At 73.0% G+C, this 15,718-nt stretch carries 15 protein-coding genes; 5 read left to right on the top strand and 10 right to left on the bottom strand.

Annotated features, from left to right (window positions below; translation table 11 throughout):
- Positions 1-21 precede the first annotated feature (21 nt).
- Entirely contained in the window at positions 22-525 is a 504-nt protein-coding gene (locus B0E54_RS06720; RefSeq protein WP_234582383.1) for a helix-turn-helix transcriptional regulator, read from the bottom strand.
- 372 nt (positions 526-897) lie between these two features.
- Entirely contained in the window at positions 898-1,245 is a 348-nt protein-coding gene (locus tag B0E54_RS06715) for a MerR family transcriptional regulator (RefSeq protein ID WP_234582382.1), read from the bottom strand.
- Between the two features lie 57 nt (positions 1,246-1,302).
- Here B0E54_RS06715 and B0E54_RS06710 point away from each other — a divergent pair, with 57 nt between their 5' ends.
- Both B0E54_RS06710 and B0E54_RS06705 read left to right on the top strand, forming a co-directional pair.
- The gene (locus B0E54_RS06710; protein WP_234582381.1) at positions 1,303-1,878 is read left to right on the top strand and encodes an NADPH-dependent FMN reductase; all 576 of its coding nucleotides are present in this window, start codon (positions 1,303-1,305) and stop codon (positions 1,876-1,878) included.
- Between the two features lie 9 nt (positions 1,879-1,887).
- Positions 1,888-3,414, top strand: a complete 1,527-nt coding sequence (locus tag B0E54_RS06705; protein ID WP_234582380.1) for a DHA2 family efflux MFS transporter permease subunit — start codon at positions 1,888-1,890, stop codon at positions 3,412-3,414.
- On the opposite strand, the gene hemB is transcribed toward B0E54_RS06705, so the two are convergent.
- The 5 genes from hemB to B0E54_RS06680 are packed head-to-tail and all read right to left on the bottom strand — an operon-like array spanning position 3,365 to position 9,056.
- The gene (gene hemB, locus B0E54_RS06700; RefSeq protein WP_234582379.1) at positions 3,365-4,348 is read right to left on the bottom strand and encodes a porphobilinogen synthase; all 984 of its coding nucleotides are present in this window, start codon (positions 4,346-4,348) and stop codon (positions 3,365-3,367) included. The genes B0E54_RS06705 and hemB overlap by 50 nt on opposite strands.
- Positions 4,349-4,370: 22 nt before the next feature.
- On the bottom strand, positions 4,371-5,951 hold the full coding sequence (locus B0E54_RS06695) for a uroporphyrinogen-III synthase (protein WP_234582378.1): 1,581 nt from the start codon (positions 5,949-5,951) through the stop codon (positions 4,371-4,373).
- On the bottom strand, positions 5,948-6,916 hold the full coding sequence (gene hemC, locus B0E54_RS06690; protein WP_234582377.1) for a hydroxymethylbilane synthase: 969 nt from the start codon (positions 6,914-6,916) through the stop codon (positions 5,948-5,950). The genes B0E54_RS06695 and hemC overlap by 4 nt, the downstream gene beginning before the upstream one ends.
- A complete protein-coding gene (locus tag B0E54_RS06685; RefSeq protein WP_234582376.1) occupies positions 6,913-8,289 on the bottom strand; it encodes a glutamyl-tRNA reductase in 1,377 nt (458 codons plus the stop codon). Before B0E54_RS06685 ends, hemC begins: the two co-directional genes overlap by 4 nt.
- Positions 8,286-9,056, bottom strand: coding sequence for a redox-sensing transcriptional repressor Rex (locus tag B0E54_RS06680; protein ID WP_234582375.1), 771 nt, complete (start codon positions 9,054-9,056; stop codon positions 8,286-8,288). Before B0E54_RS06680 ends, B0E54_RS06685 begins: the two co-directional genes overlap by 4 nt.
- A gap of 386 nt (positions 9,057-9,442) precedes the next feature.
- Between B0E54_RS06680 and B0E54_RS06675 the strand changes: the two genes are divergently transcribed.
- Complete coding sequence (locus B0E54_RS06675) at positions 9,443-10,738, top strand: sensor histidine kinase (protein WP_234582374.1); 1,296 nt, start codon at positions 9,443-9,445, stop codon at positions 10,736-10,738.
- Positions 10,739-10,778: 40 nt separating this feature from the next.
- Positions 10,779-11,432 carry a response regulator transcription factor gene (locus B0E54_RS06670; RefSeq protein ID WP_234582373.1) on the top strand — a complete coding sequence of 218 codons (654 nt, stop codon included), beginning with the start codon at positions 10,779-10,781 and terminating at the stop codon, positions 11,430-11,432.
- Here B0E54_RS06670 and B0E54_RS06665 read toward each other — a convergent pair.
- Genes B0E54_RS06665 through B0E54_RS06655 form a run of 3 tightly spaced genes read right to left on the bottom strand, consistent with a single transcriptional unit; the run spans position 11,413 to position 13,969 of the window.
- On the bottom strand, positions 11,413-12,078 hold the full coding sequence (locus B0E54_RS06665; RefSeq protein WP_234582372.1) for an HAD family hydrolase: 666 nt from the start codon (positions 12,076-12,078) through the stop codon (positions 11,413-11,415). The genes B0E54_RS06670 and B0E54_RS06665 overlap by 20 nt on opposite strands.
- A gap of 21 nt (positions 12,079-12,099) precedes the next feature.
- Positions 12,100-12,354, bottom strand: a complete 255-nt coding sequence (locus B0E54_RS06660) for a glutaredoxin family protein (RefSeq protein ID WP_234582371.1) — start codon at positions 12,352-12,354, stop codon at positions 12,100-12,102.
- On the bottom strand, positions 12,344-13,969 hold the full coding sequence (locus B0E54_RS06655) for an AMP-binding protein (protein ID WP_234582370.1): 1,626 nt from the start codon (positions 13,967-13,969) through the stop codon (positions 12,344-12,346). The genes B0E54_RS06660 and B0E54_RS06655 overlap by 11 nt, the downstream gene beginning before the upstream one ends.
- A gap of 557 nt (positions 13,970-14,526) precedes the next feature.
- Between B0E54_RS06655 and B0E54_RS06650 the strand changes: the two genes are divergently transcribed.
- Positions 14,527-15,483, top strand: a complete 957-nt coding sequence (locus B0E54_RS06650; RefSeq protein WP_234582369.1) for an ECF subfamily RNA polymerase sigma factor, BldN family — start codon at positions 14,527-14,529, stop codon at positions 15,481-15,483.
- Positions 15,484-15,718 lie beyond the last annotated feature (235 nt).

Here is a 15,718-nt window from a genome sequence, read left to right as displayed (position 1 = left end):
GAGGGTGGGCCGTTCGCGGTGTCAGTAGTATTCGTCGATGATCGGGGGCGGTGGCAGGTGCCGATGCTGCGCGACCCGCACCTCCCACTGGCTGCGTCGGCGTCGCGCCTCGCGGTCCGCCGAGCTGCGGTGGTAGGTCTCCGGTGGCCGTGCCAGGCCGTAGATGTCCCCCCACCACTCCCCCGGCTCAGGATCGAGGATCGTATCGAGGTGGGCGGGGTAGCGGCGTCCGGCGCCGTCGTGAACGTCGTCGCGGTCGACCATCGGTTGAATCACCCGGCCCTCCTGGTCCACCACCACCAGATAGAGCCCGGCCGCGCCGAGTAGGCGCTCCAGCACCGCCAGGCTCGGTATCAGGCTGCCGGCCTCGACCTTGCCCACGGTCGACGGTGAGACCTTGGCGAAGCGGGCCATCTGGCGTTGCCCCAACCCCTTCATCCGACGGGCTCGCCGGACCAGGCCGGTGATGGGAAACCGCCCGACGGTCGGGCCGGGTGGCGAAGGAGGAACGAGTGCGGAGGCCATCCGACAACCATTCTCGGCCGAGACCTGCCTCTCAACCCCTGTGGATAACCCTGTGGAAAGCTGGCCGGCTCAGGGACTCGCCGCACCCCGCACGCATCCTTTGCTCTGCTTCAACGGAGGCGACAGTGGGAGGCTCTCAGTGTTGCCTCCGCTCAAGCAGAGCAAAGGACGTCAAGGTGGGCCGTGGGCCGTGGGCCGTGGGCCGTGCCGTGGGCCTTGCCGTGGGCCGTGGGCCTTGGGCCTTGGGCCTGGGCCGGTGAGCTGCTCGCCGCCGTCATCCGGATGGCCGTGGTTGACCAGCCGGGGCATCTGCCCTGATCGTCAGGGCGCGCGGGCGACGATCAGCGGACTGCGGACTGCGGACGGTCGAGGTCAGAGGTCGCAGAGGCGGCGGCCGGAGCCGATGTCGTCCAGTGCCGCGTGCAGGTCGCGGATGCGCCGCTCGGCCTCGGCGGTCAGCCGATCGTGCAGCCCCTGCCAATCGGCCAGTTGGGGGTCGGGTGGCAGGGCCGCGAGCAGGTCGCGGATCTCGTTGACGGTCAGGCCGACGCGCTGGGCCACCCGCGCCACCCTGATCCGACAGGCCGCGTCGGCGTCGAAGCGCCGCTGGTTGCCGCCGGTGCGGGCAGCCGTGATCAGGCCCTGCCGCTCGTAGAACCGCACGGCGGAGCCGCTGACCCCGCTGTCGCGGGCCACCTCGCCGACCGTCAACGTGCCCATCGCCACTCCCCCGCCGCCATTGACTTCACCATTAGTTCAAGTCCTAGCGTCCGAGGCATGACTACGCAAGAGGACACCGCACCGCCGACCGTCGCCGTGCTCGTCGGGAGCGTCCGGCAACCTCGGGTGGGCCGCTCGATCGCCGACTGGTTCGTCGCCCACGGGAGCCGCCGTACGGACCTCGACCTGGACCTCGTCGACCTCGCCGAGGTGGCGCTGCCCTTCGCCGACACCCCTCCCGGGGGCAATTCGGCCAGCCCGATCAGTGCCCGGTTGGCTGCCGCCGACGCGTTCGTCGTGGTGACGCCCGAGTACAACCACAGCTTCCCGGCCGCCCTGAAGAACGCCATCGACTGGCACTACCGGGAGTGGGCCCGCAAGCCGGTGGCCTTCGTGTCGTACGGCGCGGGCTCCGGCGGCATCCGCGCGGTCGAGCAGCTCCGGCTGGTCTTCGCCGAGGTGCAGGCCGCCACGACCCGCTCCGGGGTGGTGCTCCGGGCTCCCTGGGAGCGACTCGACGTCGCCGGTCGGCTGGTCGACGACGAGCCGCTGCGGCAGGCCGCCGACGCCACGCTGAGCGAGCTGGCCTGGTGGGCCGAGGCGTTGCGCGCCGCCCGCCAGGTCCGGCCCTGAGCCGCCGACATGGACGCGTCCGCGCGACGGCTCGGCTGGTACCTGACCCTGGGTGGTCTGCTCGCGGTGATCGACACCACGGTCACCGTGGTGGCCCTGCCGAGACTGGTCGACGACCTCGGCACCGACCTCACCACGATCGGCTGGGTCACCAGCGGCTATGCGCTCGCCCTGGTCGCGGTGATGCCCACCGCCGCCTGGGCGATCGGCCGCTTCGGCGCCCGCCGCACCTACCTGACCGCGCTGCTGCTGTTCACCGTCGGCTCCGTGCTGGCCGGTGCCGCCTGGAGCGTCGGGTCGCTTATCGCGTTCCGGGTGCTCCAGGGGCTCGGCGGCGGACTGCTCAACCCGGTCGGGATGGCCGTCGCGCTCGCCGCGGTGCCGCCGGGGCGGCGCGGACGGATGATGAGCCTGCTCGGCCTTCCGGTGCTGGTCGGGCCCCTGATCGGGCCGGTGCTGGGTGGGCTGCTGCTCGATCACGCGTCCTGGCGGTGGATCTTCTGGATCAACCTGCCGGTGGGACTGTTGGCGATGGTGCTCGGCCGGTCGGTGCTGCCGGTCGCCGACCCGCGACGAGCACCGGTCCGGCTGGACGTCCTCGGGCTGCTGCTGCTCTGCCCCGGTCTGGCGCTGGCGGTCTACGGCCTCAGCGTCACCGGCGAGCGGGGCGGGGTCGTCACCGCGTCCGTGCTGCTGCCGCTCGTGCTCGGCGCGATGCTGGTGGTCACCTTCGCCTGGCGGGCCGGCCGGGTACGGCAGCCGCTGCTGCGCCTGGCCGTGCTGCGCGCCCCGGGGATGACCCCCGGCGCGGCGACTGTGGCGTTCTTCGCCGCCGGATACTTCGGCTCGTTCCTGATCATCCCGGCCTACGTGCAGGTGGTACGCGGTGACTCGGCCACCCTGGCCGGGGTGATCGGCATCCCGCAGGCGCTGACCACCGGTCTGATGCTCCAGGTCGCGACCCGGCTCGTCGATCGCGTCTCGGCGCGGCGGGTCGTCGGGCTCGGCATCGCCACGGCAGTGGCCGGCACTGTGGCCCGGGTGCTGGTGCTCGACGCCGACACGTCGTACCCGCTGCTGGCCACGCTGGGTGCGGTCATCGGCCTGGGCATGGGTGCGACCCTGATGCCGACGATGACAGCGGCCAGCCGGTCGCTTCCGCCCGACGACCTGCCGTCCGGCTCCACGCTGCTCACCACCGTGTCGCACACCTCGGTCGCGGCCGGCACGGCACTGATCGCCGCCGCCCTGTCCTGGCTGGCGGACCGGCTCGCCCCGACCCTGGGCGGCGGGGGCATCACGGCAGCCAACCGGCTCGACCCGGCCAGCCGGCTCGGCCTCGCGCCGGAACTGGCGCAGGCCACCCGGCTCGCGCTTGCGGTGTCGGCCGTGCTGTTGGCGCTCGCCTGGCTGACCAGCCGGAGGCTCCCGGCCGCCGTCGCGGGCGCCGACGAGGTGGCCACCCCGACGGAACCCGCGGACCCGGTCAGTAGCGCTGGCGGAGCAGACCGGCGGCTTCGACCGCCCAGTAGGTGAGGATGATCTGCGCGCCGGCCCGCTTGATCGAGGTGAGCGTCTCCAACATCACCCGCTCCCGGTCGATCCAGCCGTTCGCGGCGGCTGCCTCGACCATCGCGTACTCCCCGGAGACCTGGTAGGCGGCGACCGGGACGTCCACCGCGGCCCGCACCGCCGACACCACGTCGAGGTAGGGCAACGCCGGCTTGACCATCACCAGGTCGGCGCCCTCGGCGACGTCGAGCGCCACCTCGCGCAGCGACTCGCGCAGGTTGGCCGGATCCTGCTGGTAGGTGCGCCGGTCGCCCTCCAGCGCCGACTCCACCGCCTCCCGGAACGGGCCGTAGAAGGCCGAGGCGTACTTCGCGGCGTACGCCAGCACCGCCACATCCTGGTGGCCGGCGGCGTCGAGCGCCCGGCGGGCCACGCCGACCTGGCCGTCCATCATCCCGGACGGCCCGACCATGTGCACCCCGGCTTCGGCCTGGGCAACCGCCATCTCGGCGTACGCGGCCAGGGTCGCGTCGTTGTCCACCTCACCGTCCGCGGTGAGCACGCCGCAGTGCCCGTGCGAGGTGAACTCGTCCAGGCACAGGTCGCTCATCACGACAGTGCTGTCGCCCACCTCGGACACCACGTCGCGGATGGCGACGTTCAGGATGCCGTTCGGGTCGAGGCCACCGGACCCGGTCGGGTCACGCTGCTCCGGCACCCCGAAGAGCATGATCCCGCCGACGCCGGCCTGGACCGCCTCGGTGGCCGCCTTGCGCAGGGAGTCCCGGGAGTGCTGAAGCACCCCCGGGAGCGACCCGATTGCGCGAGGCTCGGTCAGCCCTTCCTTGACGAACATCGGCACGACCAACTCGGCCGGGTCGACCCTGGTCTCGGACACCAGCCGGCGGATCGCCGGGGTGCGGCGCAGGCGGCGGGGCCGGATCTCGGGGTACGACATGAAAGGGCCCTCCTGGAGACGACTACCGGAAGCGGAGGGCGGTCGGCCCCTGCACCTTCGAGCCACGGCGCTGCTTGGCCGGCATGGCGGCCAGCTTCTCGCGCAACTCGACGGCGTAGGCGGCGAGCGCCTCCACCAGGTCGGGCACCGAGGCGTGCGGTGGCTGGACGTCGACCCGAAGGCCGAACTCCGTCGCGGTCTCCGCCGTCTTGGGCCCAATCACGGCAACAACCGTCCGCGCGTGCGGCTTCCCGGCGATACCGACCAGGTTCCGCACAGTGGAAGAAGACGTGAAGAGGACCGCGTCGAACCCGCCCGACTTGATCGCGTCGCGGATCTCGGCGGGCGGCGGCGCGGCCCGCACCGTCCGGTACGCGGTCACGTCGTCGACCTCCCAGCCGCGCTCGGTGAGCCCGGCGGCGAGCGTCTCGGTGGCGATGTCGGCGCGCGGCAGCAGCACCCGGCCGACCGGGTCGAGGATCTCGTCGTGCGGCGAGAACTCGGCCAGCAGCCCCTCGGAGGACTGCTCCCCGGCGGGGATCAGCTCCGGCTGGATGCCGAACGCGCGGACCGCGTCAGCGGTCGCCTCGCCGATGCAGGCGATCTTGACGCCGCCGAAGTGCCGGGCGTCCAGGCCGTGCTCGGCGAACTTCTCCCAGACCGCGCGGACCGCGTTCACCGACGTGAAGATCACCCAGGCGTACCGGCCGTCGACCAGGCCCTTGACGGCCCGCTCCATCTGGGCCGGGGTGCGCGGCGGCTCGACCGCGATGGTCGGCACCTCGCACGGGATCGCCCCGTACGCCCGCAGTCGGGCGCTCATCGCGCCGGCCTGCTCCTTGGTGCGGGGCACCAGCACCTTCCAGCCGTACAGCGGGCGGTTCTCCCACCAGCTCATCTTGTCGCGCTGGCCCACACCCGCGCCGATGGTGAGCACCACCCGGCCGGTGAAGCCCAGCGCGGCGGCCACGAAGCTGTCCACGGTCGACGTGGTCGTGTACTGGGTCTCGCCGGTGCCGTCGCCGGTCACCCCGACGCCTGTGGTGCCGTCGACCCCGGCGGCCAGCAGGCCGTCCCGGACGGCGGCGAGGTCACCGGCGTCCACCGCGAGCGCGAGCGAACCCCGGCCGACGGCCGCGGCCAGCGCCTCGAAGTCCAGCGTGCTGACGTCCTCGACGTCGGCGGCGGTACGCACACCCGGCAGCGGGACCCCCGCGTAGGTGGCGACGCCCTCGGCCTGGCCGACACCCGGCACCACCTCGAAGTGGGCGGCGGTGCGGGCCACCGCCTGCACCTCCTTGACCACCGAGTCGTGGCCGAACGGGTCGCCGGCAACCAGGTGCACCGCGTTCAGCCCGGACCGGGCGGCGGAGATCAGCACCTTCGCCACGTCTCCCGGCACGCCTTCGGCCGGGGTGAACTCGGCGTCCTCTCTGGCCTCGGCGCGGACGACGGCGAGCAGCGACTCGGGGACTCCCCGGTCGTAGATCACCTGGTCGGCGTCGACCAGGGCGTCGTGCGCCCGACGGGTCAGCAGGCCCGGGTCACCGGGGCCAGCCCCGACGAACGCGATACGGCCGACGGGCTTACGGGTGCGGGTCATTCTGTGCTCCCAAATTGCTGGGTCCCCGGGCCGGTGTGTCCTTCGTGGCCGAGGATCGAGTCGGCGCCGAGTTCGAGGAGTTCGGCGGCGAGTGCCTTACCGATCTCCGCCGCGTCGGCGGGCGTTCCGGTGCGGGACAGCCGGAGGTCACGAGTGCCGTCCGGGCTGATCACCGCCCCGCGCAGGTAGATCTCATCGCCGGCGTCACCTTCGGCGAGTTCCGCATAGGCGGCGACGGGTGCGCTGCACCCGGCCTCCAGGGTTGCCAGCAACGCGCGCTCCGCGGTGACCGCGGCGCGCGACGGTGCGTGGTCGAGCGTCCCGAGCAGCTCGACCAGTTCCTGGTCGTCGACCCGGCACTCCACGGCCAGCGCGCCCTGGGCGGGCGCGGGCAGCATGAGCATCGGGTCGAGCGTCTCGGTGATCGCGTCGGTCCGGCCGATCCGGGCCAGTCCGGCCCGGGCCAGCACGATCGCGTCGAGGTCGGCCTCGGGGCCGAGCACCCGCGCCAGGCGGGTGTCGATGTTGCCGCGGATCGGGGTGACCTCCAGTTGCAGCCCGAGGGCGTGCAGCTGGGCGATGCGGCGCAGCGCGCCGGTGCCAACTGTGGCGCCGGGCGGCAGCTCGGCGAGCGTCCGCCCGCCCTGGGCGATCAGCGCGTCGCGCGGGTCCTGTCGGGCCGGCACGGCGGCGATGTGCAGCCCGGCGGCGCCGGCCGTGGGCAGATCCTTGTAGGAGTGCACGGCGAAGTCGATCGTCCGGGCGGTCAGCGCGTCCCGCAGCGCGGAGACGAACACCCCGACGCCGAGCCGGTGCACCGGAGCGCTGGAGCGGTCGCCGGCGGTGACCACCTCGACGAGCTCGACCGGGCGGCCGGTGGCGGCGGTCAACGCCTCGGCGACGTGGCCGGACTGGGCCATCGCCAGGGCGCTGCCCCGGGTGCCGAGGCGCAGGGGGGCGGTCATCGCGCACCTCCGGTGGGCGGGATCTGCTCGGTGGCGTCGGTGCCGGTCACCGGGGCGTTGGTGGGGGTCAGCACGTCGGGGACGGTGTCCACCGGCGAGGTCTGCGGCACCTGGAGGTCGAACAGCTCGCGCAGCAGAGCCGCGTACTGGTCGCCACCGGGCTCGGCCGCGAGCTGGCGGACCTTGACGGTGGGCTGGTGCAGCAGCCGCTGCACCACGCGGTGCACCGTACGGGCCACCTCGGCCCGCAGGTCGTCGCCGAGGTCGGGACGGCGCTGGGCCAGCCGACGCAGCTCAGCGGTGACGACGTCGTCGGCACGACCGCGCAGCGCCGCCACGGTGGGCGCCACGTCGGCGCCGCGCAGCCAGGTGAGGAAGCCCTCCACCTCGCCGAGCACGATCCGCTCGACGGCTGCGGCGTCCGCCGCGGCCGGACCGTCGGCGAGCAGCGTCGCCATCCGGTCGATGTCGATCACCTCGACGCCGGGCAGGTCGGCGACGCCCTCCTCGACGTCGCGCGGGACGGCCAGGTCGAGCAGGACCAGCGGGCCCCGCGCGGGGCTCCGCTCGGCGAGCGCGGCACCTACCACCGCGCGGGTGAGGACCGGTTCAGTGGACGCGGTGGCGGCCACTACGATGTCCACTGTGGAGAGCGTGGCGGCCAGCTCGGTCATCGGCGCGGCGTCCGCCCCGTACGACTCGGCGAGCCGGACGGCCCGGTCGATGCCCCGGTTGGTGACCGTGAGCGGCCCGGCGCCCTGCCGGGACAGCGTGGCCACCCCGAGCGACCCCATCGCGCCGGCCCCGATCACCAGGGCCGGGTGGCCGGCGAGGTTGCCGTCGAGGTGCCCGGCGGCCAGCTCCAACGCGGCGGTGACGACGCTCTGGCCGGCCCGGTCGATGCCGGTCTCGGCGTGGGCCCGCTTGCCGACGCGCAGCGCCTGCTGCATCAGCTCGTGCAGCAGGCGGCCGGCCGAGTCGGCGCCGGTGGCCCAGTGGTACGCGTCACGCAGCTGGCCGAGGATCTGCGCCTCGCCGACGACCATCGAGTCCAGCCCGCTGGCGACCCGGAAGACGTGGTCCACGGCGGCGGTGTCGTAGTGCACGTAGAGGTGGCTGGCGAGCGCCGCCGGGGAGCTGTCGGCCTGCTCGGCCAGGACGGCGCAGATGTCGCCGAGCCCGCCGTGGAATCCGGACACGGCGGCGTAGACCTCCACCCGGTTGCAGGTGGAGACGAGCACCGCCTCGCTCACGTACGGCTGGGCGACCAGGCGGTCCAGGGTGCGGGTGAGGTCGGCGGGGGGCACGGCCAGCTGCTCCAGCGTGGCGACCGGGGCGGTCCGGTAGGACGCGCCGACGACGAGCAGTTTCACGTGCCGATCGCCTCCTGGGTGTCGGTGGCCGCGAGCCCGCCGGGCAGGGCCGTGAGAGCGGACCCGCCGGTGGCGGGCAGCGCGGTCAGCGACGCCTTGCGGTGCTCGTGGAAGGACAGAATCTGCAGCTCGATGGCGAGGTCGACCTTGCGCACGTCGACCCCCTCCGGAACAGAGAGTACGCACGGCGCGAAGTTGAGGATGCTCGTCACGCCGACCGCGACCAGCTGATCGGCGACCCGCTGGGCCGCGGCGGCCGGCGTGGCGATCACGCCGATCGCGATGGATTCCTCCGTGGCGACCGCCGGCAGCTCGTCGACATGCCGGACAACCAGGCCGTTGATCTCTTCGCCGACCCGGGAGGGATCGGCGTCCAGCAGTGCGGCGATCCGGAAGCCGCGGCTGGCGAAGCCGTCGTAGCCGGCCAGAGCGTGACCGAGATTACCCACACCGACCAGGGCGACAGCGCGACGCTGAGTGAGCCCGAGCACGTACTCGATCTGCTCGATCAGCAACGCGACGTCGTAGCCGACGCCACGGGTGCCGTACGAGCCGAGGTGGGAGAGGTCCTTGCGGAGCTTGGCGGAGTTGACCCCGGCGGCGGCCGAGAGACCCTCGCTGGAGATCGTCTCGTGCCCGGCGTCGGCGAGGTTGTGCAGCGCGCGCAGGTATTCCGGGAGCCGAGCGACGGTCGCCTCGGGCAGATCCGGGAGCGCCGGTACGGCACCGGCGCGGCCGGGCGCACCTGGGTGACGGTGCTGACTCATGAGACTCCGTGCGGTGCGATCCTCGGCCAACTCCGCTGGTCGGCCGCTTATGGACTCCCGCTGGCGACCGAGGTTGCCGGCTGTGCTAGCAGGGCGCGTCGGAACTACAGAGTAGGCGCTTGTGAAGACGTGCACAAATCGCGATCTTGTCGCTCCGGGACGCGACCCCACCAGCCCCTCCATTCCACAAGATCGATTGAGCGGCCCTGCGCGCCCGCCACCCCTGGCGATTATTGCTCAATCCCGACTTCTCTGACCAATCCCGCGTCGGCCGGTCCCGGCGGTGGTAGGGCCTGGTCACAGGGGCGGCGGTAGGGACAGCACTACGGGGGAGAGGCGGGGCTTCGGGATGGGGACACCGAGCCCCCATGCCTAGCCTTTGGGCTATGACCGCCGTTGCCGCCAGCGACCATCCGACGCTGGCACCGAGCATCCCCCGCCAGCTCTTCGTCGACTCCGGGTACGTGCTGCTCGGCCTCCCCCTCGCGGTGGCCAGCTTCGTCGTCCTCCTCGCGGGCCTCGTGGCCGGTGTCGGCCTGGTGGTCACCGTGATCGGCCTGCCGATCCTCAGCGGCACCCTGTACGTGGCCCGGGGGCTTGCCGACATCGAACGACTGCGGCTGCCCGCCGTGCTGGGACAACCCCGGATCCGGCCGCACTACCGGATGCCGGAGGCGGGCGCGAACGCCTGGCGGCGGATCTTCCTGCCGATGCGCGACGCCCAGTCCTGGCTCGATCTGGCACACGGCATCCTGCGGATGATCGTGGCGCTGGTCACCTTCGTGGTGGCGGTGGCCTGGTGGATCGCCGCAGCCGCCGGCTCCCTCTACTGGGTGTACGACTGGACGCTGCCGCACGGCGCGGACGACAGCGACCTGGCCCAACTGCTCGGCCTGGGCGACTCGACCACGGCCCGGATCGGGGTGACCACCGCGATCGGGGTGTTCTTCCTGATCACGCTGCCGATCGTGGTCCGGGGCTGCGCGCTGCTCCAGGGCAGCTTCGCCAAGGCCCTGCTGACCGGGGTGGCCGAGATGCGGGACCGGATCACCGTGCTGGAGGAGCAGAAGCGGGCAGCCGTGTCCGCCGAGGCGTCCGCGCTGCGCCGGCTCGAACGCGACATCCACGACGGCCCCCAGCAGCGCCTCGTCCGGCTCGCGATGGACCTCAGCCGCGCCCGGATGCAGCTGGCCTCCGACCCGGAGGCCGCCGGTCGGACCATCGACGAGGCGGTGACCCAGACCCGGGAGACGCTGGCCGAGTTGCGGGCGCTGTCCCGGGGCATCGCCCCGCCGATCCTTGTCGACAGGGGTCTGCCCAGCGCCCTGGCCGCGCTCGCCGGCCGAGGGCTCATCCCGATCGAGCTTCAGGTGGACCGGCAGCTCGGCACGCCGGGCGGACGGCTCGATCCGGCGGTGGAGAACACCGCGTACTTCGTGGTGGCCGAGGCGTTGACCAACATCGCCAAGCACAGTCGGGCCACCGAGGCCATGGTCGCCGTGGCCCGCCAGGGCGACCAGCTCCAGGTGCGGGTGGGCGACGACGGGCAGGGCGGCGCGCACATCGCCAAGGGTCACGGGCTGGCCGGCATCGCCGACCGGGTCCGAGCGGCAGGCGGGGAGCTGGCGGTGGTGAGCCCGAGCGGCGGGCCCACCGAGATCCGTGCGGAGCTTCCGCTGTGAACCACCGCGAACCGGGCCGGACGTGGTAGACACCACAGCCATGCGCATCGTGATCGCGGACGACGCCGTCCTGCTCCGGGAAGGGCTGGTGCGGCTGCTGACCGAGAGCGGACACCAAGTGGTGGCCGCCGTCGGGGACGGCGACGCGCTGGTCGAGGCGGTGGTCCAGCACCGGCCGGACGTGTCGATCGTCGACGTCCGGATGCCGCCGTCACACACCGACGAGGGTCTGCGGGCAGCGGTGGAGGCACGACGGCTGGTGCCGCGTACGCCGATCCTGGTGCTCTCCCAGTACGTCGAGGTCTCGTACGCCGATGATCTGCTGGCCACCACCGGGGGTGCCGGCGGTGGCATCGGCTACCTGCTCAAGGACCGGGTGGCCGCGATCGACGAGTTCCTGGACGCGCTGCGCAGGGTGGCGGCCGGCGGCACGGTGCTCGACCCGGACGTGGTCGGCCAGCTCTTCGCCCGACGCCGCCGCGACGACCCGCTGAGTGAGCTGACCCCCCGCGAGCGCGAGGTGCTCGCCCTGATGGCCGAGGGCCGCTCGAACACGGCCATCGCCCGCGCCCTGGTGGTCAGCGACGGCGCGGTGGAGAAGCACGTGCGCAACATCTTCACCAAGCTCACGCTCCCGCCGGACACCGAGCAGCACCGGCGGGTGCTGGCCGTCCTCACCTACCTGCGGAACTGACCTCCCGGGCGGCCAGGGCCACCGCGTCGGTGAGGGTGTCGGCGACCGGGTGGCCGGAGGCGCGCAGCCGGACCGGGTCGGTGAAGCCACCGGTGTAGAGCACCGCCCGGCCGCCCACCGCGAGGGCCGCGTCCGCGTCGTCGATGGAGTCGCCGATCAGCACCACCGCGCTGCCGTCCACGCCCAGCTCGGCCAGGTGCCGCTGAAGCGACTCGGCCTTGCGGTCGCCGCCGACAGTGGCCCGCAGGCCGTCGACGCGGGTGAAGTGGCCGGTCAGCCCGTACGTGTGCACGGTGGGCACCAGCTCCTCGTGGAACCACATGGACAGCAGACTCTGACTGCCCTCCCAGGCGGCCATCGCGGACTGCGCGTCGGCCGCCAGCTCACAGGTCGTCAGGCCGCTGCGGTACGCGTCGTGGAAGATCCGGTCGAGGCGGCCGAACGCGTCGTCGTCGACGGCCTGACCGAGCACCTCGGCGTAGTAGTCGGCGATCGGCCGGCGGAACCGCGTCCGGTGCTCGTCGAGGGTGACAGTCGGCCCGCCCACGCTGGCGAACGCGGCGTTGGTGGCGGCCACCACCAGGCTGAGGTCGTTGAGCAGGGTGCCGTTCCAGTCCCAGACCAGGTGGGAGCGCGCAGGGGTCATCACAGCACCATAGGGTGCCACTCAGAGCTGCGGGGTGGTCAGGTCCCGCAGCAGCCGGTCCTCCTCCACCCGCCAGTAGCCGTGCTCCTTGCCGTCGAGCAGCACCACAGGCAGGCGGTCGCCGTACTCCCGTTCCAGCCCCTCGTCGCCTGTGACGTCCCACTCGACCCACTTGTCGCCGGTCACCGCGACCACCCGGTCGAGCGCCGCCTTGGCGTCGTCGCACAGGTGGCAGCCGGGTCGGGTGATCAGGGCGAGTCGGGCGTCACTGGCCATCGGTTACCTCCGTGCGGTCGGTCGGCGTCGCCGACCGGAGCTGGGTCTTGCGGACCTTACCGATCGCCGAGTGCGGCAGGGCGTCGACGAACTCGACAGCGGTCGGGCACTTGAACCGGGCCAGGTTGCGCGCGCAGTGGGCGAGCAACTCCTCGCTGGTCACCGGTCGGCCCTGCGCCGGCACCACGTACGCCCGCACAGTCTCGCCGGTCCTCGGGTGCGGCACACCCAGTACCGCCGACTCGACCACCCCGGGATGCCCGGCGAGCACCAGCTCGACCTCGTGGGGATACACGTTGAACCCGTTGACCAGGATCAACTCCCCGAGCCGGTCGACCAGGAAGAGGTCACCGTCCTCGTCGGCGTACGCGATGTCGCCGGTGCCCCACCAGCCGTCGTCGTCCGGGCCGTCGCGCCCGTCGGGCCAGTAACCGCCGAAGAGGTTGGGCCCGCGAACGACGATCTGCCCCGGGTCGGTGCCCGGGGCGACGTCGGAGATGTCCAGCTCGTCCGGGTCGTCGTCGGGGACCGCCTGGCCGTCGCGCCACAGGTCCTCCCCGACCGGGCCGACCAGGCGCAGCTGCACGCCGGGCAGCGGCCGGCCGATCGAGCCGGGTTTGACCACCGGACCGACCAGGGTGGAGGTGAGCACCGGCGCGGTCTCGGTGAGGCCGTACCCGACATGCACCTGCTGGCCGGTGGCCTCGGTGAAGCGCGCCGCGACAGTTGGCTCCAGCGGCGCCGCGCCGCACACCGCCACCCGCACCGACGCGGTCGCCGCGCGGACCGCGTCGGCGCCGGCCCAGGCCAGGAACATCGACGGTACGCCGACCAGCACGCTGACCCGGTGCCGGGCGATCTCGGCGAGCCCCGCCGTGGGCCCGGGCTCGTCGAGCAGCACGCCGGTGGCGCCGTGGTAGACGACGGCGCCGAGCCCCGAGTTGAGCCCGTACGCGTGGAACAGCGGCAACCCGAGCAGAACAGTGTCCGTCGGCCCGACGACCGGCGGCTCGATCTCCGCGACCTGTTCGTGGTTGGCCAGCAGCGCACGGTGGGAGAGCATCGCGCCCTTCGGACGGCCCTCGGTGCCGGACGTGTAGAGCAGTACGGCCAGGTCGTCGCCGCCTCGGCGCGGGCGGGGGCGTGAATCGGGCGCCTCGGCGGTCGGCGGCGTGTCGTGCACGGCGGTGAGCGCGGGCAGGTCGGCGGCCACCTCGGCGACCAGGCGGCGGACCCGCTCGGTGCCGATGAGCAGCGACGCGCCCGAGTCGGCCAGTACGTGCCGCAGCTCCGGGGCGGTGAAGCCGGGGTTGACCGGGACGGCGACCAGACCGGCCCGCAGCGCCCCGAGCCAACCGATCACGAAGTCGGGGGTGTTGTGCAGCGCGATCGCGACGCGCGGCGGCGTGCCACCCGGGTCGGTGGCCGGCGCGGCGGCGGCCAGGCCGTGCGCGGCGGCGGTCACGGCGGCGTCCAGTTCGGACCAGGTGACGCGCCCGTCCCGCCAGTACAGCGCGGGCCGGTCACCGTGGTCCAGAGCCGCCCGCTGGACCCGGTCGGCGAGGTTCGGCGCGGGGTCTGCCGAGAAGTCCTGCACGGTGGTCGAGTCTGGCACAGCGGCGATCGACAGGCCACGCCCGACGGTCGGGCCGCCAGGATCGCCGAGCGTCCCGTCAACGGGACACTCACCGTGCCGTCGATGCTCCGGTCGAGTCCGGCCGATGGGACGGGCGACGGGTCGGACGGATGCTTCGACCCGGCCCACGCGGCGACCGGCCGGGGCGGCGCGGCCGACCGGCCACATTGCCCCCGACCTGGGGATCCACCCAGGACCACCGGCCCGGGCCAAAGTCAAACGCACACGACGGACAACCGGTCCGCCATCGGTGCGACACAGCGGGAAATACTTCCGCCCTGTGTAACGGACTTGCCACGCGCGGGTGACGTTGGCCCTATTATCACTCGGGTCGGCTCACCCCATTTGCCGTGAGTCGACACCCCTCAGCCCGAGGAGGCCCCCGTGCCTGTGAGCGCATTGGACCAGCACCTCAAGGGGAACTGCCGCCCGTCGGCACACCCCGGAACCGTCCTGCCCGACCGGTTGCCCGGTCGGTCCGCACCAACGACCCGTAAACCGGCCCGGCCGGCTACCAACGGGACGGGGGCGGCGCGGTGACCACCTTCGGATACGCGGAACGCCCGGTCGGCCTGACTGGCCAGACGCCCCGCTCCCCGCTCAACGAACGACAGGCGGCCCGCGCCCCGCTGGGCGACCCGCACGCCGCGATGCGCGGCGACAACGCGGCCCAGCGGACCCGCAACCGCCCGCACACCAACGAGCCACCACCGAGACCAGCGGCCCCGGGTGCCAACGCGATGCCGACCGGTGGCCGTGTCGCCGCACCGGCCCGACCGACAATGCCCTCGCAGGGCCGTCGGGTTGGCGACGCGCCTGCGGCGGCCACCGATCCGACGGCTGGCGAGACGGCGGTGATCCCGGCGGTCCCGGCCGCCGCCACCCCGACCACCCCGACCGGTTTCCCCAGCCGCCCGGACCCGTCCGACCCGGCCACCGAGGTCTGGACCCTGGTCGAGCGCGCGCAGGCTGGCGAGTCCGAGGCGTTCGGCCTGATCTACGACAGGTACGTCGACACCGTCTTCCGGTTCGTCTACTTCCGGGTCGGCAACCGCCAGCTCGCCGAGGACCTCACCTCGGACACGTTCCTGCGCGCCCTCAAGCGGATCGGCAGCTTCACCTGGCAGGGCCGCGATCTCGGCGCCTGGCTGGTGACGATCGCCCGCAACCTGGTCGCGGACCACTTCAAGTCCGGCCGGTACCGGCTGGAGGTCACCACCGGCGACGTGCTCGACGCCGACCGCGAGGACCGGGGCCCGGAGGGCAGCCCGGAAGCCGCGGTGGTCGAACACATCACCAACGTCGCCCTGCTCACCGCCGTCAAGCAGCTCAACCCGGAGCAGCAGGAGTGCATCGTGCTCCGGTTCCTCCAGGGCTTCTCGGTCGCCGAGACCGCCCGCGCGATGGGCAAGAACGAGGGTGCCATCAAGGCCCTGCAGTACCGGGCCGTTCGCGCGCTGGCACGGCTGCTGCCCGACGGCTTCCAGCCGTGATTCTCGGCGGCGGGGCCGACGGGCGTCGATCAATGTCTCGGCAGCTCAGGCCTGCCGAGACCCGGTGATGGCGATCACTTTCTGTGATTTCGGCCCCGCCAGGCCCGTAACCCGTGCCCGGTCCGCCGCGTTTCTCCGGGTGCGACCGGTGGTTGTCCCGGCAGGCCCGGGGCACCGAGGTCCGACCGGCACGCCGGACGGCACCTCACCTCCGTGGTGTCACTTTGCCGCCCGG

Source organism: Micromonospora sp. MH99, assembly GCF_021442385.1.
Classification (GTDB): domain Bacteria; phylum Actinomycetota; class Actinomycetes; order Mycobacteriales; family Micromonosporaceae; genus Micromonospora.
The sequence above is the reverse complement of the archived record's forward strand: the minus strand, read 5'-3'. Positions and strand labels throughout refer to the sequence as shown.